The following is a 21,150-nucleotide window of genomic DNA, read 5'->3' as shown; positions in this document are numbered from 1 at the left end:
GACCCTAGCCGCCTGACACTGTGGCGTCGCGCAGGCGCACGAAGCGGAAGCCGTGCGCCTTCAGTTGCCGGATGCCTTCCGCCACGCCGGCGCCGGCGGGCCGCTTGGGCTGGTTGATGTGCGCGATGATCACGTCGCCGTCCCGGGCGGTGAGCATGCGGGCGAGGGCGGCCTTCTCGCCGACGCTGGCGCCGAGGTCGCCATTGAGCGAGAACCCGGCGATCCTGAGGCCCAGCGACGCGATCAACTCGATGGCGTCGGGACTGTAGAGCGCGGTCGCGCCCCTGAACCACGTCACCTCTCCGCCGCCCGCGCGGGCGATGTCGGCGCGGCCGTTCAGCACTTCCTTCGCCACCGCTTCGGCCGTACCTGCCGGCTCGAGACCGTACGGACGCTCCGTTCCGATCACCGCCGGCAGGTGGTTTTCGCCGTGATCCTCGATCTCGAACAGCTCCGGATGCGCCAGCATCAGCCGGAACGCGTCAGCATTGCCCTTCAGCCAGCGTCCGGTGACGAAGATGGTCGCGGGGATGCCGTCGGCGATCAACTCGTCGAGGATGCGGTGATCCACCAGCCCCGAGCAGGCATCGAGCGTAAGGGCAACCTGCGGGCCCTGCGAGCCCCCGTCGGCGATGCGGAGTGCCGGTTCGATCAATCGACCGGCCGCTGCGGGCGCGGCCGCGGCAAGGCTGAGAACGGCGGCGAAGCCAAGGATCAGGGCGCGAATGGTGCTGCCTCCGGAGATGCCGATTTCTACCATGCGCGCCGGTGGCGCGAAACACCGGCGCACCGCTGGCGGAATCGCCGTCGAGCGGGGGTTTGCATTCATGCACATGGCTCTCTATGTTGCGCCCAAATTCGACCCCCGTTTGCGCCCGAGCTTCATGTCCAACGAAAACATCATCCGCGAAATCGACGAAGAACTGCGCAGCGACCGCGTGCGCAAGCTCTGGCGGACCTACGGCCCCTACGTGATCGGCGCCGCCGTGGTCATCGTGCTGGCCGTGGCGGTGAACGAGGGCTGGAGCTGGTGGCAGAACTCCAACTCGGCCCGTTCGTCGGACCAGTTCTACAGTGCCCTCGAGCTCGCCGATGGCACCGATACCGCCGGGGCCTTGAAGGCACTCGACGAGGTGATCGCGGCCAACCACGGCGGCTATCCGGCCCTCGCCCGCTTCCGCGAGGCCGCGCTGCTCGCCAAGGACGGCAAGGCCACCGAGGCGATCGCCGCCTATGACGCGCTCTCCTCCTCGGAAACCAACAAGTATCTGCGCGAGCTGGCCCTGCTGCTGGCCGGCAACCTGCTGGTCGACAACGGCGACGTGGCCCAGGTCGAGCAGCGCGTTGGCAGCCTCGTCGGCGCTACGTCGACGTTCCGCAACGCGGCGCGGGAGGCACTTGGGCTCGCCAAGTACAAGGCCGGCGACCTCGAAGGAGCGCGCCAGAGCTTCGAGGACGCGGTGAACGATCCCCTCGCCGGGCAGGACGCCCGCGCGCGCCTCAACATCTATCTGGGGCAGCTGGTTGCCGACGGCGTCGCGCCGCCGCCGGCCGCCGCTGCGGCCGAAACGCCCGTGATCGTCGATCCGGCCACCGCTGCGCCAGCCCCGAGCTCGGTCGGCGACGCGCCGGCGCTCGACACCACGCCGCCCGCCGACGCCGCTCCGGCCGCGCCTGCCGACGCTGCACCGGCCGCAAACGCACCGGCCGCGCCGGCGAACTGACGCTTCACGCCTGCCCATTGGGGTCTCGATGACGGTTACCGTTGCCATTGTTGGCCGCCCCAATGTCGGCAAGTCGACCTTGTTCAACCGGCTGGTTGGCCGCAAGATCGCGCTCGTCGACGACACGCCGGGCGTGACCCGTGATCGTCGCGAGGCCGAGGGCCGCATCGGCGACCTGCGCTTCAAGGTGCTCGACACCGCCGGCTACGAGGACAAGACCGACGGCTCGCTCGAGGACCGGATGCGCCAGCAGACCGAGCTCGCCATCCGCGACGCCGACGTCATCCTGTTCATGATCGACGCCAGGGCCGGCGTCACCCCGCTCGACGAACGCTTTGCCCAGGTGCTGCGCCGCGCCGGCAAGGACGTGCACCTGATCGGCAACAAGGCCGAGGGCAAGGCCGCCGATCCCGGCCTGATGGAAGCCTACAGCCTCGGCTTCGGCGAACCGGTGGCGCTGTCGGCAGAACACGGACTCGGCCTCGCCGACCTCCACGCCATCGTCTCGAAGGCCGTCGACGCCGCCGCCGAGAAGGCCGCGGCAGAGGAGGCGCTGGCCGACGACCAGATGCCTGAGGTCGATGTCGACCTGCCCGTGGACGACGGTTCGACCGAGGAAGGCCCGGCGAAGCGCTGGGATCCGCGGCGCCACCTCAACGTCGCGATCATCGGCCGGCCCAACGCCGGAAAGTCGACCCTGGTCAACCGCATGGTCGGCGAAGAGCGCCTGCTGACCGGCCCCGAGGCCGGCATCACCCGCGATTCGATCCTCGTGCCGTGGGAATACGGCGGCCGTGTCATCAACCTCGTCGATACCGCCGGCATGCGCCGCAAGTCGCGCATCGAACAGAAGCTCGAAAAGCTTGCCGTCAGCGACTCGCTGCGCTCGATCCAGTACGCCGAGGTGGTGGTGCTGCTGCTCGATGCGCAGATCCCGTTCGAAAAGCAGGACCTGGCGCTGGCCGATCTCGTCGAGCGCGAGGGCCGCGCGATGGTCATTGCGGTCAACAAGTGGGATACGATCGAGGACAAGAACGCCAAGCTCGCCGAGCTGCGCGAGCAATGCGAGCGCTACCTGCCGCAGCTCAAGGGCATCCCGCTGGTCACCGTTTCCGGGCTGCAGGGCCGCAACATCGACAAGCTGATGCAGGCCATCTTCGCCATCGAGGCGCGCTGGAACAGCCACGTCTCGACCGCGCGGCTCAACCGCTGGCTCAGCGGTATGACCGAAAGTCACCCGCCGCCGGCCGTTTCGGGCCGACGCCTGAAGCTGCGCTACATGACCCAGGCCAAGATCAGGCCGCCGAGCTTCATCCTGTTCTGCTCGCGCCCCGAAGCCGTTCCCAACGCCTACCAGCGCTACCTGGTGAACGGCTTGCGCGACGCCTTCGACATGCCGGGCACACCGATCCGGCTGTGGCTGCGCGGTGGCAAGAACCCGTTCGACAAGTCCGAGAAGTAGCCCCGCCGGTCTCACGCAGGGGCAGTGGGCAGATCAAGTCAGCCTCGGGCTGAGGACGCGGTCATTCGCGACGCAATGGACCTCGCGCAGGTGCGCCTCCCTCCCCCTTGAGGGGAGGGATCGAGGGAGGGGGTGGTGCGGTGATCGCCGATGGACCCCCACCCCCAGCCCCTCCCCTCAAGGGGGAGGGGAGCAGGTGGCATCCCGGTCATGGTCATCACCCTGGGATGCGGAGCTGCCGGTACTCGAAGGCGGGTCAAGGCGCATTGCGCGGCGGACCATCCCCGCTATACTCGCCGCCTCCCAAGCGACCCGATGCTGAGTGCGGGGCCGCAACCCTGATACTGAATTGTTTCTCGAAATCCTGATCGTCGCCGTCCTGACCCTCGTCAACGGCCTGCTTGCAATGAGCGAACTCGCCGTCGTGTCCTCCCGGCCGGCGCGCCTCAAGGTGCTCGCGGCCGAGGGGCGCCGCGGCGCCACCATGGCCCTCAAGCTGCAGGAGGACCCCGGCAAGTTCCTCTCCTCCGTGCAGATCGGCATCACCCTTGTCGGCGTGCTGTCGGGCGCCTTCTCGGGCGCCACCCTGGGCGAACGGCTGGGCACGACGCTTGCCGGCGCGGGCATCGATTCGTCCGTCGCGCTGCCGCTGGGCGTCGGCATCGTCGTGATCATCATTACCTACCTGTCGCTGATCATCGGCGAGCTGGTGCCCAAGCAGATCGCGCTGCGCGATGCCGAGGGCGTTGCCGCCCGCGTCGCCCCGCTGATGGCGTTCATCGCCTCGATCGCCGCCCCGCTCGTCTGGTTGCTCGACGTCTCCGGCCGGCTGGTGCTGCGCCTGCTCGGACAGGGCGGGGAGGCCGAGGAGAGGGTCACCGACGAGGAGGTCAAGACCATCATCGCCGAGGCCGAGAGCGCCGGCGTGCTCGAGACCGAGGAACGCCACATGATCTCGGGCGTCATGCGGCTGGCCGACCGATCGGCCCGTGGCCTGATGACGCCGCGCCTCGACGTCGAACTGATCGACCTGAGCGAGACGCGCGAGGAAATGATCGAGAAGCTGCGGACGACCCGCCACTCCGTGCTGCCGGTACAGGACGGACCGGTGGATTCGATCGTCGGCGTGATCGTGCGCAAGGACCTGGTGCAGAACGTGCTCGCCGAGGTGCCTCTGGACGTGCGCTCGCTGGTGAAGCAGGCGCCGGTGGTCATGGACCGCTCGAGCGCGCTCGACGTGCTCAAGGCCATCCGCGGCTCGCTGGTGCACATGGCGCTGGTCTTCGACGAGTACGGCCACTTCGAGGGGATCGTCACCCCCGGCGACATTCTCGAGGCCATCACCGGCGCCTTCCAGGAAGAAGAGGGCGACGAGAAGGCCTATGTCACGCGCGAGGACGGCTCCTTCCTCGTCTCCGGGTGGATGCAGGCCGACGAGTTCCAGGCCCATATCGGCGTGCCGGTGCCCAAGGACGCCAAGTTCGAGACGGTCGCCGGCTACGTGCTATCCGAGCTGAACCACCTGCCGCAGGTCGGCGAGGTGTTCGAGCGCGGCCAGTGGCGCTTCGAGGTCATGGACCTCGACGGCCGGCGCATCGACAAGGTGCTGGTGACGCGGCTGGGGTAGGTCCGCTCCCCTCCCCCTTGAGGCAGGGGCTGGGGGTGGGGGTCGATCGCGATCACCGGACGACCCCTCCCTTGATTCCTCCCCTCGAGGGGAGGGAAGCAGTCAGCCCTTTGCCACGAGCGACTTCGACGTGCCCGACGGGAAGTCGAAAAGGGTGCCGGTCTCGGTGAAGTCGGGCGAGATCATGCGGATGATGTCGGGAGCGACGACGCCCGGGCGCTGCAGCGTCTCGGCATCCTCGCCCGGCCAGCCCTTGGCGCGCAGCGCGGTGCGCAGCGGGCCGGGGTTGAGCAGGTTGACCCGCACCCGGGTGGACTTCATCTCCTCGGCATAGACCTTCACCAGCGCCTCGAGCGCCGCCTTGGTCGCCGTGTACGGCCCCCAGTAGGCCTGCGCGCGGTTCACCACGCCCGAGGACAGGAACAGGGCTCGCCCGGCGTCGGACTGCCTGAGCAGCAGGTCGAGCGACCGGATCAGCCGGTAGTTCGCCGTGACGTTGAGCGCGAAGACCTGGTCGAACTCCTTGGGGTCGACATGGGCGAGCGGCGAAACCGTGTTGAGCATACCGGCGTTGCCGACCAGCGCGTCGAGCTTGCCCCAGCGCTCGAAGATGGCGCGGCCGAGCCGGTCGATGCTGTCGAACTCGCGCAGGTCCGCCGGCACCAGCGTGGTCGATCCGCCGGCCGCCTGGATCTCGTCGTCGAGCTCCTCGAGGCCGCCCACCGTGCGCGCCACCGCAATCACATGCGCCCCTCGGCGCCCGGCCTCGAGGGCAGCCTGGTAGCCGATGCCGCGCGACGCGCCGGTGACGAGAACGATCTTGCCCGCGAGGGTAGGGGAGGTCATGCGATGAATCCGGTTTGAATTGGGGGCGTTCTAGCGGGGAAGGGGGCGGTTGGGAAGCAATCCTCCGCTGTGACCTGTTGACCGCCAGCCATGCCGCCAACTCTGTGTCATCCCTGCGAAAGCAGGGACCCGGGCATCAACTGGCGCAGGCGGAAAATGGGTCCCTGCTTTCGCACGGATGACATCGCGTCAGGAGGGCCACCCAGCCTCAGCTCGCTTCCTTCATCAGCGACAGCGTCTTGGGGCCGTCCTTGCTGAGGCCGTGCAGGTCGGTGAGGCCGGTCGGGTAGTCGCCGGTAAACTGGTGGTCGGTGAACTGCGGGTTCCGGGGATCGCGTTTCACTCCGCCCACCGCGTCATAGAGGCCGTCGATGGAGAGGAACGCCAGCGAGTCCGCGCCGATGAACCGGCACATGGATTGAAGGTCGGCATGCTGGTTGGCCAGCAGGTGCTCCGGATCCGGCGTGTCGATGCCGTAATAGTCGGAGTGGAAGATCATCGGCGAGGCGACGCGGATATGCACCTCGCGCGCCCCGGCATCGCGCATCATCTGCACGATCTTCACCGACGTGGTGCCGCGCACGATCGAATCGTCGATCAGCACCACGCGCTTGCCCTCGATCTCGGCCCGGTTGGCCGAGTGCTTGAGCTTGACGCCGAAGGCGCGGATCGACTGCGTCGGCTCGATGAAGGTGCGGCCGACATAGTGGTTGCGGATGATGCCGAGCTCGAACGGGATGCCGCTCTGCTGCGCATAGCCGATCGCCGCAGGGGTGCCCCCATCCGGTACCGGAACCACCACATCGGCCTCGACCGGCGCCTCCCTGGCGAGGTTGATGCCCATGCGCTTGCGCGCCGTATAGACCGGGCGCCCGGCGACCACGGAATCGGGCCGGGCGAAATAGACGTATTCGAACAGGCAGATGCGCTCGGGCCGCGGCACCTTGGGCATCACCGATTCGATGGTGTAGGTGCCGTCGGCCTGGATCTCGCAGATCACCACCTCGCCATTGCGGACGTCGCGCACGAAGCGCGCGCCGATGATGTCGAGCGCGCAGGTTTCCGAAGCGAAGATCGGGTGGCCGTCGAGATCGCCCAGCACCAGCGGGCGGATGCCGTTGGCGTCGCGCGCGCCGATCAGCTTGGTGCGGGTCATGGCGACGAGCGCGAAGGCGCCCTCGAGATGCTGCAGCGCGTCAATGAAGCGGTCCGAGGAGGAGACCTTCTTGGAGCGCGCGATCAGGTGCAGCACGACCTCGGTGTCCGAGGTCGACTGGCAGATCGCGCCCTGGGCGATGAGTTGCCGACGCAGCGTCAGGCCGTTGGTGAAATTGCCGTTATGCGCGATGGCGATGCCGCCGACCTCGAGCTCGGCGAACAGCGGCTGCACGTTCCGCAGGATCGTCTCGCCGGTGGTCGAGTAGCGCACGTGCCCCATCGCCATGTGGCCGGGCAGGCGCCTGACCGTCGCCGGGTCGGTGAAATGGTCGCCGACGAGGCCGAGCTGGCGTTCGGAATGGAACTGCCGCCCATCGAAGCTGACGATGCCGGCCGCCTCCTGGCCGCGATGCTGCAGGGCATGCAGTCCGAGCGCCGTGAGGGTCGCAGCTTCCGGGTGCCCGAGGATGCCGAACACGCCGCATTCCTCGCGCAGCGTATCGTAGTCCCATTCGGCGATTGCTTTGGCGGGAGCGGTCACAGCGGGCACCTCGGGTTGGGGCCTAAAGGCAACGGGACCGCGAGATGCGGCCCCGGAGACGGATTTGCAATGCACTCACCCGAAATTCATCAGGTGTTGGTAGCCGGCGCCGCGTCCTGGGGCGTGGCGTCCTCGGGCAGGTCGGTGCTGTCATCCGGCGGCGGAGCCTCGCCGGGCGCCGGCGCCTCGTCGGGCGAACCATCCTCGGTGCCGCCCTTGCCGCGATGCAAGAGGTCGGTGACCTGCTTTTCGAGGTCGGTCGGCAGCAGCGAGATCAGGCTGTTGCCGAGGTTCTCGAGCACGGGCAGCGACCGCGAATCCTTGGCCCAGGCCGGCAGGTTGTTCGACATCAGCCACAGGCCGAAGATCACCACCACCACGGAGATCAGCACGCCGCGCGCCACGCCGAACACGAAGCCCAGCGTGCGGTCCAGCGGCCCGATGCGGCTGTCGACCACGAAATCGGCGATGCGCATGGTCAACAGGTGCAGCACGATCAGCGAGACGAGGAAGCCGCCGGCGACGAGAACGATCTTGCTGATCAGCTCCTCGGTGAAGAACTGGTCGAGCAGCGTCGGCTGGTAGAAATAGAGGTAGGCCGCGACGGCGGCAGCGCCGACCCAGGTGGCGAGCGACAGGACTTCGCGCGTGAAGCCACGGGCCGTGGCCAGGATCGCCGAGATCAGCACGAGTACGCCGACACCGACGTCGAATGCAGTCAACATCTATGAAACCCGCCGAACGGACCCGCTTGAAAACCCCGTGTAGCCGCTTCTTCCGGCAAAGCCAAGTCGCGAGGCCGGCGTGCATGGCCGATGTTCACGGAAAGCGGGGAGCGTGGCCATTGTGCTACTCTGCCGCCTGCCGCTGGCCCCTTGCCGCGATCTTGCCGATGAGTTCGGCGAGCTCGGCATACTCGCCCACGGCGATGCCGGACGGCACGTCGCCCTTGCCGAGGCGGCCGGTGACGGCGCCGGCAAAGCCCAGTTTCTGGGCCTCGCGCAATCGCAGCGCCGCATGCGCCACCGGCCGGACCCCGCCGGCGAGCGAGATCTCGCCGAAATAGACATTGGTCGAAGGCAGGGGCGATCCGGTGAGCGAGGAGATCAGCGCCGCCGCGACGGCGAGGTCGGCCGCCGGCTCGTTGATCTTCAGCCCGCCGGCGACGTTGAGGTAGATGTCGTTGGCCCCGATCCGCACCCCACAGCGCGTCTCGAGCACCGCCAGCACCATCGACAGGCGCGAGCTGTCCCAGCCCACCACGGCACGGCGGGGCGTGCCGAGCGGGGAGGGCGCGACCAGCGCCTGGATCTCGCACAGCACCGGGCGCGTGCCCTCCATGCCGGCGAACACGGCGGACCCCGCCGCGTCCTTGTCGCGCTGGTCGAGGAACAGCGCCGAGGGATTGGCCACCTCGCGCAGGCCGAGGGTGGACATCTCGAACACGCCGATCTCGTCGGTCGCGCCGTAGCGGTTCTTCACCCCGCGCAGGATGCGGAAGGTGTGGCTCGAGTCGCCCTCGAAATAGAGCACCGCGTCGACCATGTGCTCGACCACGCGCGGCCCCGCGATCTGGCCGTCCTTGGTGACGTGCCCGACCAGCACTACCGCTGCGCCGGACTTCTTGGCAAAGCGCGTCAGCGCCTGCGCCGAGGTGCGTACCTGCGTCACCGTGCCGGGCGCGCTCTCCACCCGGTCGGTCCACAGCGTCTGGATCGAGTCGATGATCACGAGGTCGGGGGCAGGGCCCTTCTGCAGCGTCGCGAGGATGATCTCGACATTGGTTTCCGACGCCAGCAGCACTTCGCGATCGCTGAGCTCGAGCCGCTGAGCCCTGAGCCGGACCTGCGCCACCGCCTCCTCGCCCGAGACATAGACGACGCGCCGGCCGCGCTCGGCCATGGCGGCTGCCGCCTGCAGCAGCAGCGTGGATTTGCCGATGCCCGGATCGCCGCCCACCAGCACCGCGGAGCCCTTGACGAAGCCGCCGCCGGTCACCCGGTCGAGCTCGCCGACGCCGGTCACGACGCGCGCTGCCGTCTCGGTCTCGCCGGCCAGCGGCACCAGCTCGATCGGCCGCCCGGCCGCCGTCGCCGATTTCGGCCCGGCTCCGACACCCGAGCCGACCAGCTCCTCGACGATGGTGTTCCACTCGCCGCAGCTCTCGCAGCGGCCCTGCCATTGCGGCGTCACCGCCCCGCAGGCCTGGCAGACATAGGAAGTTTTCGTGCGCGCCATGAACAGCCCCGGAATCGGTAATCAGTAGGGCAGACTATGGCCCGAAAGGAAAGAACGGAAAGTGAACATCAGGCCGGTGCGACTCCAGCCACCAGCTGCGCCGCGGCGTGGTTGGCCGCTTCCAGCGCAGCGCGCATCTCGGCTCCCGCCGCAAGCCGCGCTGCCAGTGTCCCGACAAAGGCATCGCCGGCGCCGTGCGTGCTGACCACCGCCACCCGTTCTCCGGGCAGGGAGAACGACGCGACGCCGCTCGCATGCGCCAGTCCGGCGCCCCCGACCGTGACCACCGCGGCCGGGAATCGAAGCGCCAGGGAACCTGCGGCGGCTCGAGCCTGCTCCAGCGTGGCGGGCTCGGCGACCTCCGCCATGGCGGCGGCCTCCACGGCGTTGACGACGAGGACGTCGACCGCGCCCGCCAGGTCCGCGCCGATGGCACGGGCCGGAGCGGCGTTGAGGATGACCCGTGCGCCCGCGGCCCGCGCGGCCTGGGCGACCAGCGTGTTGGCCGCCTCGGGCACCTCGTTCTGCAGCACCACGACGTCGGCAGCGGAGAAATAGCCTTGTGGTGGAGCGTCCGCGGCGCCGAGCGTCAGGTTGGCCCCCGAGACGATCACGGCGCGGTAGTCCCCGGTTTCGTCGAACAGCGCGACGCTCATTCCCGAGCCAGCTGCGTCGCTGACCCGCACCCGGGCGCAATCGATGCCCCGGGACCCCAGGTCGGCAAGCAGCTCCCGGCCGAAATCGTCCTGGCCAACCGCGCCGATCATCGCCGTGACCGCGCCGGCCCGCGCCGCTGCCACGGCCTGGTTGCGGCCCTTGCCGCCAAGCTTGGGGGCCCAGGCCGAGCCCACGGCCGTCTCGCCCTGTCGCGGCCATTGCCCGGCCTGGACGGTGATGTCGTAGTGAAGGCTGCCGAAGACGACGACGCGGCCCACCATCAGCGGCCCGACAGTGCGGCTTGCACGATCGCCTGCGCCGACACCGCATCCTGCCGCCCCATGGCATCATCGAGGCTGTTCGAGGCATCGAGCCGATCGACGACGGCGAACATCGAGTTGACGGTGGAGATATTGACCGTGCACTCCTGCACCGGGTCGAGCCCGGTCATGTCCGGGAAGGTGTCGAAGTAGATCGGGCCCCCGTAGCCGTCCTTGCGGACCTGCCTGAGCAGTTCGATCGTCTTCAGCGTATTGACCGAGCCCACCATCAAGCCGTCGTCACGCTTGCCATAGCCGTCGTTGAGATGAACGCCGAGCAGGCGACTGTGCCGCGCGATCAATGCAGCCGCCAGCGCCGGCTGCTCGTCGGCATAGAGCGAGTGCGCGAAATCGAGCGTGACGCCCAGGTTGGGCAACCCGACTTCGCGGATCGCCAGCAGCGTCGTCGCGCAATCGGGGAGCAGCGAGTAGGAGCGCGGCTCGTTCGGCTTGTACTCGATGCTGATGTCGCACTGCGGTTGATGGGCGGCAACCTCCCGGATGGCTTCGATCTCCATGTCCCACAGCCGGCGATAGTCGGCCTGGAAGGCGTAGTCGAAGCCGTCCTGGCCGAGCCACAGGGTCATCAGCGGCGAACCGGCTTCGAGCGCCGCATCGATGCCGCGCTTGGTCAGGTCGATGGCGGCGCGGCGGATCGCCGGGTCCGGATTGGTGAAGGCGCCGATCTTGAACGCGGGTTCGGTGTAGTAGCGCATGGCGAGCCCGTTGAGCTCGAGCCCGAGGTCGCGGATCGCGCGGGCGGTTGCGCCGATGCCGTCGCCCTGGTGGTCGGGATAGTTGAGGTCGACATGCGTGAGGCCCGTCACCGTCGCCGCCCGTGCCGCAAGCTGCAGCACGCCGGGCTTGCCCTTGAGGCCGGGCCATGCCGCCTCGGGGCGCGAGGCGAACGAGTTCAGGCGGGTGGCAAAGGCAAGCGACATCATCGTCCCCCTCGCCGCCGTCGATCGGCGGGTCGCCAGCATTCCTACCCGATTGCGCCGGCGGCGTCATGCCAGCCGCCGGCCCTGGCGATTGCGTCCCGCTGCTGGCTCAGGCGGCGGCGGTCAGGCGATCGCGGATTTCCGTATCGGAACGGGGGATGTTGCCGCCCGGCGTCAGCCGGTCGACCGATTCCGGAATGGCCGTCGCCAGCCGCTCGAGCAGTTCCTGATGCGACAGGCCGGTGCGCTTTTCCAGTTCGGCGAGGTTGTCGGTGCCGACGGCCTGCTCGTCCTGCTGGGGCGTGAGCCCCTTGGTCGCCACGCCCATCGTCACCCAGGAATCCGCGGTTTCCGACTGGCCGGAATTGCGGAAGCTGTCCATCAGGTCACCCAGACCGGTGGTAAGAACATTGCCCGTGCCGGGAGCGCGGTTCGGATCAGTGGAGGCTGCTCCGCCGCCGAACAGGTCGCCGAGGCCGCCGAGAATGCTCGACAGTCCATCATGCGCCGGGGCGCCGTCCGGTCCGGTGGCGCCGCGGCTCTGCAGGCCCTTCAGGGCTTCCGATATCTTGTCGCGGTTCTGGTAGCCCGCTACGGCGAGCAAGCCCAGCAGCGCGAGCATTGAAGGCATTCCATTCCTTGCCATGGTGGCTCTCCTCACGATCTCGAGGCACTAGGCGCGGCGGCGCATGAAGGCGCCCCACACGAACAGCACGATCACCGCGCCGACGATGGCGCCGATCAGTCCTGCGCCTTCTCCCGCCGCGTACCAGCCCAGGGCCTGCCCCAGGAAGGTCGCCACGAAGGCTCCGACGATGCCGAGAACGGCGGTCATGACAAAGCCGGATGGTCCGCCGCTATTGGGAAGGATCAGCTTCGCCACGATGCCGGCGATCAGCCCGATGATGATAGTCCAGAGTATGCCCATTGACGCTTCACCTCGCCGCGGAATTGCGGTCTGGCCTAACGCGGCAGGTGAGATGTGCGTTCCTTGCCCTCGAGCGGGGGCAGTGGCGAAAGGCTAGCGCGCCTGGCTCGGCTCGGGGGTGTCGACATAGTGCCGCGTGTACCGCCCCTTGAGGCTGGTCAGCACTTCGTAGCCGATGGTGTTGGCGGCGTCCGCATGGTCGTCCACGCTCACCTGCCTGCCAATGATCTCGGCCATCTCGCCAGGCGCAGGCGGGGTGGGGAGGTCGGTGATGTCGACCCCGATCATGTCCATCGACACGCGGCCGACCAATGGGCAGAGCTGGCCGCGGATCACGATGTTGGTGCCGCGGTGGTTGTTGGATGAGCTCAATGCGCGGAAGAAGCCGTCGGCATAGCCGATGCCGACGACGGCGAGGCGGCTGTCGCGGCTCATCGTCTGCAGGGCGCCATAGCCGACGGTTTCGCCGGTCTTGACGTCCTTGGTCATCAGGATCGGCGCTTCGAGCGTCACCACCGGCGCCATCGGGTTGCGGCGGCCGGCGACGGCGCGCCCGCCATAGAGCGCGATGCCGGGCCGGACCATCTGGAAATGGTTCTCACGGTTCGTCATCAGGCCGGCCGAGTTGGACAGCGAGGCCGGAACGCCCGGGAACTGCGCCATCACCGAGGTAAACAGCGCCAGCTGCGTGCGGTTCTTCTCGTGCGCCGGCGTGTCGGCGCAGGCAAGGTGGCTCATGATCATCTGCGGCTGGTAGCCGATCTGCTCGATCATGCGCTTGACGATCGAGACCTCGTTGAGCCGGAAGCCGAGCCGGTTGATGCCGGTGTCGAAATGCAGCGCCGCCGGCAGCGCCTGGTTCGAGGCGATGCAGGCCGAGAGCCACTCCTCGAGCATCGGGATCGAGGCCAGGCACGGCATCAGCCGCTCGCCGACATAGAGCGGCGCCGAGCCCGGATAGAGCCCCGAGAGGATGAAGATGTGGCTGTCCTCGGGCAGGGCGGCGCGAACCGCGATGCCTTCGTCGGGGGTCGCGGCAAAGAAGAAGCGCGCGCCGGCCTCGTAGAAGGCGCGCGAGGCCTGGGCGATGCCGGTGCCATAGGCGTCGGCCTTCACCACGGCGCCCGTCAAGGCGCCGCGGCTGACCTTGCTCAGCGCCTGCCAGTTGCGCTTGAGCGCGCCCAGATCGACCGTCAGCCGCCCGCCGTAACCGGTCGCAATGGCCGGTGCCGCCATCACTATTCCATCCTCTCCGGAAGGTAGTCGGCGCGAGCGAGGTTGCCGAAGCGCGTGAACTGCGCCTCGAAGCTCAACTGCACGGTGCCCGTCGGGCCGTGGCGCTGCTTGCCGATGATCACCTCGGCCCGCCCATGCACCTGTTCCATCTCACCCTGCCACGCCAGGTGTTCCGGCGTGCCCTCCTTGGGCTCCTTGTTCTTGAGGTAGTACTCTTCGCGATAGACGAACAGCACCACGTCGGCATCCTGCTCGATGGAACCGGATTCGCGCAGGTCTGCAAGCTGCGGATGCTTGTCGTCGCGGTTCTCGACCTGTCGCGACAGCTGCGACAGCGCGATGATCGGGACTTCGAGCTCCTTGGCCAGCGCCTTGAGCGTGGTGGTGATCTCGGTCAGTTCCTGCACCCGGTTCTCGCTCGCCTTCTTGGACGAACCGCTCAACAGTTGCAGGTAGTCGACGATCAGCAGGTCGAGGCCCTTCTGCCGCTTCAGCCGGCGGGCGCGGGCCGCGAGCTGGGCCACCGAGATACCGCCGGTGTCGTCGATATAGAGCGGCACCTGCGCCATCAGGTTGGACGTATCGACGAGCTTGCTGAACTGGCTCTCGTGGATGTTGCCGCGCCGGATGTCGGCGGACGAGATCTCGGCCTGCTCGGCGAGAATACGCGTCGCCAGCTGCTCGGCGCTCATTTCGAGCGAGAAGAAGCCGACATGACCGCCGTCCACGGTCTTGGTGTGGCCGTCGGCCTGCACTTCGCCCTTGAAGCTCTTGGCGACGTGGAAGGCGATGTTGGTGGCGAGCGAGGTCTTGCCCATGGCGGGACGCGCCGCGAGGATGATCAGGTCGCTCCGCTGCAGGCCGCCCATCAGCCGATCGAGGTCGGTGAGCCCGGTGGCGGTGCCCGACAGCGTGCCGTCGCGGCCATAGGCCTCGCCGGCCATCTTGATCGCTTCGGTCAGCGCCGCGGAAAAGGTCTGGAAGCCGCCGTCGTAGCGGCCCTTTTCGGCGAGGTCGAAGAGCTGCTTCTCGGCTTCCTCGATCTGCTTGTTGGCCGTCGCCTCGACATCGGAGTCGTAGGCTGTCTGCACCATCTCCTCGCCGATCTGGATCAGGTTGCGGCGGATGGCGAGGTCGTAGATGGTCTGGCCGTAATCGGCGGCATTGATGACGGTCGTCGCTTCCGCCGCGAGCCGCGCCAGGTACTGGGGCATCGTCATTTCGGCAGTCAGTTGGTCCGCCAGATAGGTCTTGGCCGTGATCGGAGTTGCCGTCTTGCCGGCCCGGATGATCTTGGCCAGCACCTCGTAGATCGTCCGGTGGATCGGCTCATAGAAGTGCTCGGGGATCAGGAAGTCGCTGACCCGGTAGAACGCCTCGTTGTTGACCAGGATCGCGCCCAGCAGCGCCTGCTCGGCCTCCACGTTGTGGGGGGCGAGGCGGAAGGGCTTTTCTCCTTCCGGATGCAGGCGATGCACATTGTTGTCGGCCATGGCGACTCGGATTCTCCTATCCGCGCGTTAACGAGTGCTTTACCAGCGCCGGCATGCCGGGCCTGCATCATTTGTGACGCAGCCGTGACCGAATCGCGCCTCTCGTGCGGCAGCTTGTGGGTAGTGTTGAAAGCGGGGGAAACCAAGGCGTCCCGTTGCAACTCGTGCGTCCGCGCGGCAGCCGAGTCGCGCCGCGATCGGATCGGGTGCCCGCAAAAGATGAAGGCCGGGATCGCTCCCGGCCTTCGAAACCCCTGCGGTAGAGCGGGTTCTTACTCTTCGTCGCCGAAGGCGTCGGCAGCGGCCGAGCCGGCTTCGGCCTGGCCGGCGGCGAACTGTTCGGCTGCCTCGTCGTCGTAGTTGATCGCGGTGAGGTCTTCACCGGCGGCCTGGCGGTTGGCCTCGTCTTCCGAGCGGGCGACGTTGACGGTGATCGACACCGCAACTTCGGCGTGCAGGTGCAGCGGCACCGTGTGGACGCCGACCGTCTTGATCGGGTTGGCGAGGTCGATCTGCGAGCGCGACACGGTGAAGCCGTCCGCGATCAGCGCGTCGGCGACGTCGCGCGAGGAGACCGAGCCATAGAGCTGGCCGGTTTCGCCGGCCTGGCGGATGATCATCACCGACTTGCCGTTGAGGCCCGCGGCGATCCCGGCAGCGGCCTCGCGGCGCTCCTGGTTGCGCTTCTCGATGTCGGCGCGATCGCGCTCGAAGCGCTTGCGGTTGGCTTCGGTGGCGCGCAGCGCCCGGCCGGTGGGGAGGAGGAAGTTACGGGCGAAACCGTCCTTCACGCTCACTTCGTCGCCGATGTGACCATGCTTGCCGATACGCTCGAGCAGAATGACTTTCATGTCTTTGTCCTTTGCTGTCCTGCCATGCAGGCAGTTAGGAGCGGCCCATCATCGGGCCACCCCAACCAATCCCGAACCGTTCTTACTGAACGGCGTAGGGCATGATGCCGATGAAGCGCGCGCGCTTGATGGCCCGGGCCAGTTCGCGCTGCTTCAGGGCCGAAACCGCAGTGATGCGGGAGGGGACGATCTTGCCGCGCTCGGAAACGTAGCGCTGCAGCAGGCGGACGTCCTTGTAGTCGATCTTGGGCGCGTTCGGGCCCGAGAACGGGCAGGTCTTGCGGCGGCGCTGGAACGGACGGCGGGCCGTGGTCGTGGTCAGGTCTTTGATGGCCATTTGAGGCTTCCTTCCGAAATCTTAGAACCGGCGGGGCGGACGGCTGCCGCGGTCGAAACCGCCGCGATCGCCGCGCGGGCCACCACGCTCGCCACGGTCGTCGTCGCGGTCGCGCTTCTGCATCATGGCCGACGGGCCTTCCTCGAGCTCATCGACGCGGATCGTCATGAAGCGCAGGATGTCTTCGCTGAGGCCCTGCTGGCGCTCCATCTCGGCCACGGCGGCGTGCGGCGCGTCGATGTTGAGCAGCGTGTAGTGCGCCTTGCGGTTCTTCTTGATGCGGTACGAGAGGGACTTGAGGCCCCAGTACTCGTTCTTGGTGACCTTGCCGCCGCCCTGGGTGATCAGGTCGGTAAACGCGGTGGTCAGTTCCTCGACCTGCGTCGGGGACACGTCCTGGCGCGCCAGGAAGATGTGTTCGTAAAGGGCCATGAGCGCCTTCCTTCGTGTTGGTTCACAACGCAGTCTCTCGGCGCGGAGCCTCCTTGAAGCCGGAAAGGCGTCAAAGCAGTCTTCTAAGAAGCGGGAACACGGGAGGACGGGAACTTCCCTACTTCGCCGATGGCAAAGCCCTCCGTTCAGCCCCCGGCCGAACGAATGCGAGGCGGGCTATAGGGCAAAAGGGTGGGAATGGCAAGCGTTCAGGCTGCGTCGAGCCTATAGGGGCGGATGAGTATCTCCGCCGGAATATCCCATGCATCGTGCAGCTTGCGGGCCATCTCCAGCGTAAGCGTACGCTTGCGATGCAGAATCTCGGAAGCGCGCGACTTCGAGCCGAGGACTTCCGCGAGATCCTTAGCCTGTAGCCCGCCGATTTCCATCCTGTACAGGATCGCGTCTACCGGATCGGGTGCATCGATCGGCCACTGGCGCGCCTCGTATGCCTCGATGAGGTCGGCGAGCACCTCGAAGCGGTCTGCTTCGGGCGTCCCGCTTGTCGGCTCGACGTCGAAATACTGCTCGATCTCGGCTAGCGCCCAGCGATAGTCATCGTCGTTGCGGATTGGCCTGACATCCATCATACGCTCCGTGCATCGATCCTGTCATACTCGGCGTGAGTGCCAATGAACTTGATCAACACCTGACCATACTCGTACGAAACGCCCACGATCAGGCGATACTTGTTGCCGCCTATATCGAAGATCACGCGGCTGTCGGCCACGAAGTCGACGGTTGCCCCGAACATGGCCTTTATGTCCGCTGGGGAACGCCACCTGGCGGCGCTCACAAGGGCAAACCATGCCTGCAACGGGCCAGCAGCCGGCGGATGGCGCTCCCAAAACGCCCTCAATGTCGCTTTGGCAATGATGCGCACAACTGTAAGTTCCCATCACGGGAACAATCGCAGGCCCACGCAGAAAAGCAAGCGTGGCTAGGCCAGCCGCGCTTCCTTGGGCACTTCAAAACCCTGCGACACCAGCAGCGACACGATCGAGGGGGTCAGCGCGCGACAGCCGCAATGCTTTGCGTGTTCGAAATGCCACTCGGCCCGCTGCCTCCTGGTCGGGTTCGCCGGCATCCGGTTCGCCTTGTGCCATTCGGCGTTGATCGTGCCCATCTCCGCCTCCACCATTCTGCCGGATCCGAGTGTACCCTATTGTGCCGCGCGCCGCATGAGGCTCAACATCACGCCCGCCGGACAGGAAGCAGTACCATGACCAATGCCACCGAGATCGCCGTACCCGACCGCAATGCCATCCTGGCTGCCGAAGCGGTGATCCGTCCCCATATCCGGCGCACCCCGGTGCTCGACACCCCGGCGGCCGATTTCGGTCTCTCCGGCGCGCCGCTCAACTTCAAGCTCGAGTTCATGCAGCACTCGGGCACCTTCAAGGCCCGCGGCGCCTTCGCCAACCTGCTGATGCGCAAGGGCGCCGAGCGCGGCGTCGTCGCGGCCTCGGGCGGCAACCATGGCGCCGCCGTCGCCTATGCGGCGATGAAGCTCGGCATCCGGGCGCATATCTATGTGCCGCGCATCTCCTCCCCGGCCAAGATCGAGCGCATCAAGCAGTACGGCGCCGAGATCACCGTCGGCGGCGAAGCCTATGCCGATGCCTATGCGGCGAGCCAGGCGTTCGCCCGGGAGCACGGGCTGATCGAGGTGCACGCCTACGACGGCTACGAGACCCTGTGCGGGCAGGGCATGGTCGGGCTCGAATGGCTGGAGCAGGCGCCCGAGGTCGATACCCTGCTGGTCGCGGTTGGCGGCGGCGGCCTGATCGGCGGCATCGCCGCGGCGGTAGGTGGCCGGGTCCGCATCGTCGGCGTCGAGCCGGAGAACGCTCCGACCCTGTTCGAGGCGACGAAGGCCGGGCGCCCCGTCGACGTGCCGGTGAGCGGCGTCGCCGCCGACAGCCTCGGCGCCCGCCGCATCGGGCAGCTCTGCTTCGCGCTGTCGGGCCACATCGACCGCACCGTGCTCGTTACCGACGAGGCGATCGTCGCGGCCCAGAAGACGGTCTGGGACGTGTTGCGCCTCGTCGTCGAGCCGGGTGGGGCGGCGGCCATGGCGGCTCTGCTCTCCGGCCGCTACGTCCCGGCGCCGGATGAGAGGGTCGGCGTGCTGCTGTGCGGCGCCAACACGACGGCGGTGAAGTTCGAATAGGCGAGGGGCCACGCCTTGACTTTGCCATCCCCCTCCGGCAAACGCCGCCGCCAACTGGACGCCTGTCCGGGCGGGGCTTAGGCTTGTCCCAAACAGCAAGAACAAACGGCGGAGGTTCCAGGCTATGGCGGACAACGTGACCAGGCGCGCATTCACTTTCCCCGGCCAGGGCAGCCAGGCTGTGGGCATGGGCAAGGACCTTGCCGACGCCTACCAGGAGGCGCGCAATGTCTTCGCCGAAGTCGATGACGCGCTCGGCCAGAAGCTCTCGACCATCATGTTCGAGGGGCCCGACGAGGCCCTCCGCCTCACCGAGAACGCCCAGCCGGCGCTGATGGCCGTCTCCGTGGCGGTGACGCGCGTCCTCGAGGCGCGCGGCGTAGCGCTGAAGGATCACGCCGCCTACGTCGCCGGCCACTCGCTGGGCGAATACTCCGCCCTCGCCGCCGCCGGTGCCTTCAGCCTCGCCGACGCGGCGCGGCTGCTGAAGATCCGCGGCCAGGCCATGCAGCAGGCCGTGCCGGTCGGGCAGGGCGCCATGGCGGCGATCCTCGGGCTCGACCTCGAGACCGTGCTGCGCGCCGCCAACGATGCGCAGGACGGCGAAGTCTGCGGCGTCGCCAACGACAATGCGCCCGGCCAGGTGGTGATTTCCGGCCATGTCGGCGCGGTGAACCGCGCCATCGAGCTCCTGAAGGCCGCGGGCGCCAAGCGCGCCTTGCCGCTGCCGGTCAGCGCCCCGTTCCACTGCGCCCTGATGCGCCCGGCTGCCGACGCCATGGAGCATGCGCTGAACCAGGTGACGGTGAAGGCGCCGGTGGTGCCGGTGGTGGCGAACGTGCTGGCCAAGCCCATCACCGACCCCGAGGAAATCAAGAAGCGCCTCGTCGAGCAGGTCACCGGCATGGTCCGCTGGACCGAATGCGTGAACTGGCTGGTCAAGGACGGCGGCGTGACCCAACTCGTCGAACTGGGCTCGGGCAAGGTGCTGTCGGGCCTCGCCAAGCGCATCGCGCCGGAAACGGCGGCGGTATCGATCGGCACGCCGGCGGATGTGGATGCGTTCGTCGCCGAGATGAGCGCCTGAACCCCCTCATCCGGCGCTACGCGCCACCTTCTCCCCGACGGGGAGAAGAAGACCGAGGCATCGGGGATCACCACTTGTTCCTCTCCCCGTCGGGGAGAGGGTGGATCGGCCGGAGGCCGAGACGGGTGAGGGGATGAGCCCCAATAGAACGATGAATCAGACTCTCCAAGGGAGCCGATAAATGTTTGATCTGACTGGCAAACGCGCCCTCGTCACCGGTGCCTCCGGCGGCATCGGGCGCGAGATCGCCAAGGCGCTGGCCGGCGCCGGCGCTCGCGTAGCCCTCAGCGGCACCCGCGTCGGTGCACTGGAAGAGACCAGGGCCGCGCTCGGCGGCGGCGATCATCCGATCATCCCCACCAACCTGTCAGACCTCGATGCGGTCGACAAGCTTGTCCCGTCTGCCGAGGCGGCTCTCGGCGGCATCGACATCCTCGTCAACAATGCCGGCGTCACCCGCGACAACCTGTTCATGCGCATGAAGGACGAGGAGTGGGACGAGGTGCTGGCCGTGAACCTCACGTCCGCCTTCCACCTGACGCGCGCCGTGCTCAAGGGCATGATGAAGCAGCGCTTCGGCCGCATCGTCGGCATCACTTCGGTGGTCGGCGTGGTCGGCAATCCGGGCCAGGGCAACTATGCCGCGTCCAAGGCCGGCCTGATCGGCATGGGCAAGGCGCTGGCCTACGAAGTCGCTTCGCGCAACATCACGGTCAACACCGTGGCGCCGGGCTTCATCGGCTCGGCCATGACCGACGAACTGAACGACAAGCAGCGTGAGAGCATTCTCGCCAAGGTCCCGGCCGGCCGCCTGGGCCATGCCGAGGAAGTGGCGGCGGCGGTGGTGTTCCTGGCCTCCAACGAGGCCGGCTACATCACGGGCCACACGCTCAACGTCAATGGCGGCATGGTGATGCTCTGAGGACTGCCTCCCTCCCCCTCTGAGGGGGAGGGAAAGAGGGAGGGATGGTCCGGCGCTCCCCGATGGACCCCCACTCCCAGGCCCTCCCCGCAAGGGGGAGGGCAGCCTCCGGCAGGTGTCCGCAAGTGCAATGCAAGCACGAAGGCTGGGGAAAGCGGCGTTCGCGCAATATGGCAA

23 protein-coding genes are annotated in these 21,150 nt (G+C 67.7%); 6 read left to right on the top strand and 17 right to left on the bottom strand.

Annotated elements, in window-relative coordinates:
• Positions 1 to 4: 4 nt before the first annotated feature.
• Positions 5 to 760 carry a polysaccharide deacetylase family protein gene (locus tag J0I99_RS11120; protein ID WP_291397623.1) on the bottom strand — a complete coding sequence of 252 codons (756 nt, stop codon included), beginning with the start codon at positions 758 to 760 and terminating at the stop codon, positions 5 to 7.
• 124 nt (positions 761 to 884) lie between these two features.
• Here J0I99_RS11120 and J0I99_RS11115 point away from each other — a divergent pair, with 124 nt between their 5' ends.
• From J0I99_RS11115 to J0I99_RS11105, 3 genes are all read left to right on the top strand, one after another.
• On the top strand, positions 885 to 1,724 hold the full coding sequence (locus tag J0I99_RS11115; protein WP_291397622.1) for a tetratricopeptide repeat protein: 840 nt from the start codon (positions 885 to 887) through the stop codon (positions 1,722 to 1,724).
• 28 nt (positions 1,725 to 1,752) lie between these two features.
• Complete coding sequence (der, locus tag J0I99_RS11110) at positions 1,753 to 3,186, top strand: ribosome biogenesis GTPase Der (RefSeq protein ID WP_291397621.1); 1,434 nt, start codon at positions 1,753 to 1,755, stop codon at positions 3,184 to 3,186.
• 364 nt (positions 3,187 to 3,550) lie between these two features.
• Entirely contained in the window at positions 3,551 to 4,813 is a 1,263-nt protein-coding gene (locus J0I99_RS11105) for a hemolysin family protein (protein WP_367115397.1), read from the top strand.
• A 102-nt stretch (positions 4,814 to 4,915) separates the two neighbouring features.
• On the opposite strand, the gene J0I99_RS11100 is transcribed toward J0I99_RS11105, so the two are convergent.
• From J0I99_RS11100 to J0I99_RS11025, 16 genes are all read right to left on the bottom strand, one after another.
• Positions 4,916 to 5,659, bottom strand: coding sequence for an SDR family NAD(P)-dependent oxidoreductase (locus J0I99_RS11100; RefSeq protein WP_291397619.1), 744 nt, complete (start codon positions 5,657 to 5,659; stop codon positions 4,916 to 4,918).
• 208 nt (positions 5,660 to 5,867) lie between these two features.
• Positions 5,868 to 7,358, bottom strand: coding sequence for an amidophosphoribosyltransferase (purF, locus tag J0I99_RS11095; protein ID WP_291389551.1), 1,491 nt, complete (start codon positions 7,356 to 7,358; stop codon positions 5,868 to 5,870).
• Positions 7,359 to 7,447: 89 nt separating this feature from the next.
• Positions 7,448 to 8,083 carry a CvpA family protein gene (locus J0I99_RS11090; protein ID WP_291389552.1) on the bottom strand — a complete coding sequence of 212 codons (636 nt, stop codon included), beginning with the start codon at positions 8,081 to 8,083 and terminating at the stop codon, positions 7,448 to 7,450.
• Positions 8,084 to 8,207: 124 nt separating this feature from the next.
• Positions 8,208 to 9,596 (bottom strand): DNA repair protein RadA, encoded by a 1,389-nt coding sequence (gene radA, locus J0I99_RS11085; RefSeq protein ID WP_291397618.1) that lies wholly within the window; start codon positions 9,594 to 9,596, stop codon positions 8,208 to 8,210.
• Positions 9,597 to 9,664: 68 nt separating this feature from the next.
• Positions 9,665 to 10,534: a PfkB family carbohydrate kinase gene (locus tag J0I99_RS11080; protein ID WP_291397617.1), complete on the bottom strand. Its 870-nt coding sequence runs from the start codon at positions 10,532 to 10,534 to the stop codon at positions 9,665 to 9,667.
• Positions 10,534 to 11,517, bottom strand: coding sequence for a TIM barrel protein (locus J0I99_RS11075; protein WP_291397616.1), 984 nt, complete (start codon positions 11,515 to 11,517; stop codon positions 10,534 to 10,536). Before J0I99_RS11075 ends, J0I99_RS11080 begins: the two co-directional genes overlap by 1 nt.
• A 106-nt stretch (positions 11,518 to 11,623) precedes the next feature.
• The gene (locus tag J0I99_RS11070; RefSeq protein ID WP_291397615.1) at positions 11,624 to 12,160 is read right to left on the bottom strand and encodes a YidB family protein; all 537 of its coding nucleotides are present in this window, start codon (positions 12,158 to 12,160) and stop codon (positions 11,624 to 11,626) included.
• Between the two features lie 27 nt (positions 12,161 to 12,187).
• Positions 12,188 to 12,442: a GlsB/YeaQ/YmgE family stress response membrane protein gene (locus J0I99_RS11065; protein ID WP_291391146.1), complete on the bottom strand. Its 255-nt coding sequence runs from the start codon at positions 12,440 to 12,442 to the stop codon at positions 12,188 to 12,190.
• A gap of 93 nt (positions 12,443 to 12,535) precedes the next feature.
• Entirely contained in the window at positions 12,536 to 13,678 is a 1,143-nt protein-coding gene (gene alr, locus J0I99_RS11060; RefSeq protein WP_291397614.1) for an alanine racemase, read from the bottom strand.
• A 2-nt stretch (positions 13,679 to 13,680) separates the two neighbouring features.
• Entirely contained in the window at positions 13,681 to 15,171 is a 1,491-nt protein-coding gene (locus J0I99_RS11055; protein WP_291391118.1) for a replicative DNA helicase, read from the bottom strand.
• Between the two features lie 272 nt (positions 15,172 to 15,443).
• On the bottom strand, positions 15,444 to 16,022 hold the full coding sequence (rplI, locus tag J0I99_RS11050) for a 50S ribosomal protein L9 (protein WP_291397612.1): 579 nt from the start codon (positions 16,020 to 16,022) through the stop codon (positions 15,444 to 15,446).
• A gap of 82 nt (positions 16,023 to 16,104) precedes the next feature.
• Positions 16,105 to 16,359, bottom strand: coding sequence for a 30S ribosomal protein S18 (rpsR, locus tag J0I99_RS11045; RefSeq protein WP_291390207.1), 255 nt, complete (start codon positions 16,357 to 16,359; stop codon positions 16,105 to 16,107).
• Positions 16,360 to 16,380: 21 nt separating this feature from the next.
• Positions 16,381 to 16,791 (bottom strand): 30S ribosomal protein S6, encoded by a 411-nt coding sequence (gene rpsF / locus J0I99_RS11040; protein WP_291390208.1) that lies wholly within the window; start codon positions 16,789 to 16,791, stop codon positions 16,381 to 16,383.
• A 209-nt stretch (positions 16,792 to 17,000) separates the two neighbouring features.
• Positions 17,001 to 17,381: an XRE family transcriptional regulator gene (locus J0I99_RS11035; RefSeq protein WP_291397610.1), complete on the bottom strand. Its 381-nt coding sequence runs from the start codon at positions 17,379 to 17,381 to the stop codon at positions 17,001 to 17,003.
• Positions 17,378 to 17,674, bottom strand: coding sequence for a type II toxin-antitoxin system HigB family toxin (locus tag J0I99_RS11030; protein ID WP_291397608.1), 297 nt, complete (start codon positions 17,672 to 17,674; stop codon positions 17,378 to 17,380). Before J0I99_RS11030 ends, J0I99_RS11035 begins: the two co-directional genes overlap by 4 nt.
• Before the next feature lie 57 nt (positions 17,675 to 17,731).
• Complete coding sequence (locus tag J0I99_RS11025; RefSeq protein WP_291397607.1) at positions 17,732 to 17,917, bottom strand: hypothetical protein; 186 nt, start codon at positions 17,915 to 17,917, stop codon at positions 17,732 to 17,734.
• Between the two features lie 96 nt (positions 17,918 to 18,013).
• Between J0I99_RS11025 and J0I99_RS11020 the strand changes: the two genes are divergently transcribed.
• The 3 genes from J0I99_RS11020 (at position 18,014) to fabG (ending at position 20,973) form a co-directional block, all read left to right on the top strand.
• Positions 18,014 to 18,964 (top strand): threonine/serine dehydratase, encoded by a 951-nt coding sequence (locus tag J0I99_RS11020; protein ID WP_291397605.1) that lies wholly within the window; start codon positions 18,014 to 18,016, stop codon positions 18,962 to 18,964.
• Positions 18,965 to 19,100: 136 nt separating this feature from the next.
• Positions 19,101 to 20,051, top strand: coding sequence for an ACP S-malonyltransferase (fabD, locus tag J0I99_RS11015; protein ID WP_291397604.1), 951 nt, complete (start codon positions 19,101 to 19,103; stop codon positions 20,049 to 20,051).
• Positions 20,052 to 20,232: 181 nt separating this feature from the next.
• A complete protein-coding gene (gene fabG / locus J0I99_RS11010) occupies positions 20,233 to 20,973 on the top strand; it encodes a 3-oxoacyl-[acyl-carrier-protein] reductase (protein WP_291397603.1) in 741 nt (246 codons plus the stop codon).
• Positions 20,974 to 21,150: the final 177 nt, after the last annotated feature.

The sequence above is a fragment of the Devosia sp. genome, from assembly GCF_017307495.1.
Classification (GTDB): domain Bacteria; phylum Pseudomonadota; class Alphaproteobacteria; order Rhizobiales; family Devosiaceae; genus Devosia_A.
Note: the sequence above shows the minus strand (reverse complement) of the source record. Positions and strands in the feature narration are given on the sequence as shown.

What these genes read in the sequence shown, in the direction of transcription:
- radA (WP_291397618.1), bottom strand. Translation starts at nt 9,596, where the DNA reads ATGGCGCGCACGAAAACTTCCTATGTCTGCCAGGCCTGCGGGGCGGTG.
- der (WP_291397621.1), top strand. Translation starts at nt 1,753, where the DNA reads ATGACGGTTACCGTTGCCATTGTTGGCCGCCCCAATGTCGGCAAGTCG.
- J0I99_RS11035 (WP_291397610.1), bottom strand. Translation starts at nt 17,381, where the DNA reads ATGATGGATGTCAGGCCAATCCGCAACGACGATGACTATCGCTGGGCG.
- J0I99_RS11090 (WP_291389552.1), bottom strand. Translation starts at nt 8,083, where the DNA reads ATGTTGACTGCATTCGACGTCGGTGTCGGCGTACTCGTGCTGATCTCG.
- J0I99_RS11100 (WP_291397619.1), bottom strand. Translation starts at nt 5,659, where the DNA reads ATGACCTCCCCTACCCTCGCGGGCAAGATCGTTCTCGTCACCGGCGCG.
- rpsF (WP_291390208.1), bottom strand. Translation starts at nt 16,791, where the DNA reads ATGGCCCTTTACGAACACATCTTCCTGGCGCGCCAGGACGTGTCCCCG.
- rplI (WP_291397612.1), bottom strand. Translation starts at nt 16,022, where the DNA reads ATGAAAGTCATTCTGCTCGAGCGTATCGGCAAGCATGGTCACATCGGC.
- J0I99_RS11065 (WP_291391146.1), bottom strand. Translation starts at nt 12,442, where the DNA reads ATGGGCATACTCTGGACTATCATCATCGGGCTGATCGCCGGCATCGTG.
- J0I99_RS11020 (WP_291397605.1), top strand. Translation starts at nt 18,014, where the DNA reads ATGACCAATGCCACCGAGATCGCCGTACCCGACCGCAATGCCATCCTG.
- J0I99_RS11025 (WP_291397607.1), bottom strand. Translation starts at nt 17,917, where the DNA reads ATGGGCACGATCAACGCCGAATGGCACAAGGCGAACCGGATGCCGGCG.
- alr (WP_291397614.1), bottom strand. Translation starts at nt 13,678, where the DNA reads ATGGCGGCACCGGCCATTGCGACCGGTTACGGCGGGCGGCTGACGGTC.
- J0I99_RS11075 (WP_291397616.1), bottom strand. Translation starts at nt 11,517, where the DNA reads ATGATGTCGCTTGCCTTTGCCACCCGCCTGAACTCGTTCGCCTCGCGC.
- J0I99_RS11080 (WP_291397617.1), bottom strand. Translation starts at nt 10,534, where the DNA reads ATGGTGGGCCGCGTCGTCGTCTTCGGCAGCCTTCACTACGACATCACC.
- J0I99_RS11070 (WP_291397615.1), bottom strand. Translation starts at nt 12,160, where the DNA reads ATGGCAAGGAATGGAATGCCTTCAATGCTCGCGCTGCTGGGCTTGCTC.
- J0I99_RS11120 (WP_291397623.1), bottom strand. Translation starts at nt 760, where the DNA reads ATGGTAGAAATCGGCATCTCCGGAGGCAGCACCATTCGCGCCCTGATC.
- fabG (WP_291397603.1), top strand. Translation starts at nt 20,233, where the DNA reads ATGTTTGATCTGACTGGCAAACGCGCCCTCGTCACCGGTGCCTCCGGC.
- J0I99_RS11115 (WP_291397622.1), top strand. Translation starts at nt 885, where the DNA reads ATGTCCAACGAAAACATCATCCGCGAAATCGACGAAGAACTGCGCAGC.
- J0I99_RS11055 (WP_291391118.1), bottom strand. Translation starts at nt 15,171, where the DNA reads ATGGCCGACAACAATGTGCATCGCCTGCATCCGGAAGGAGAAAAGCCC.
- rpsR (WP_291390207.1), bottom strand. Translation starts at nt 16,359, where the DNA reads ATGGCCATCAAAGACCTGACCACGACCACGGCCCGCCGTCCGTTCCAG.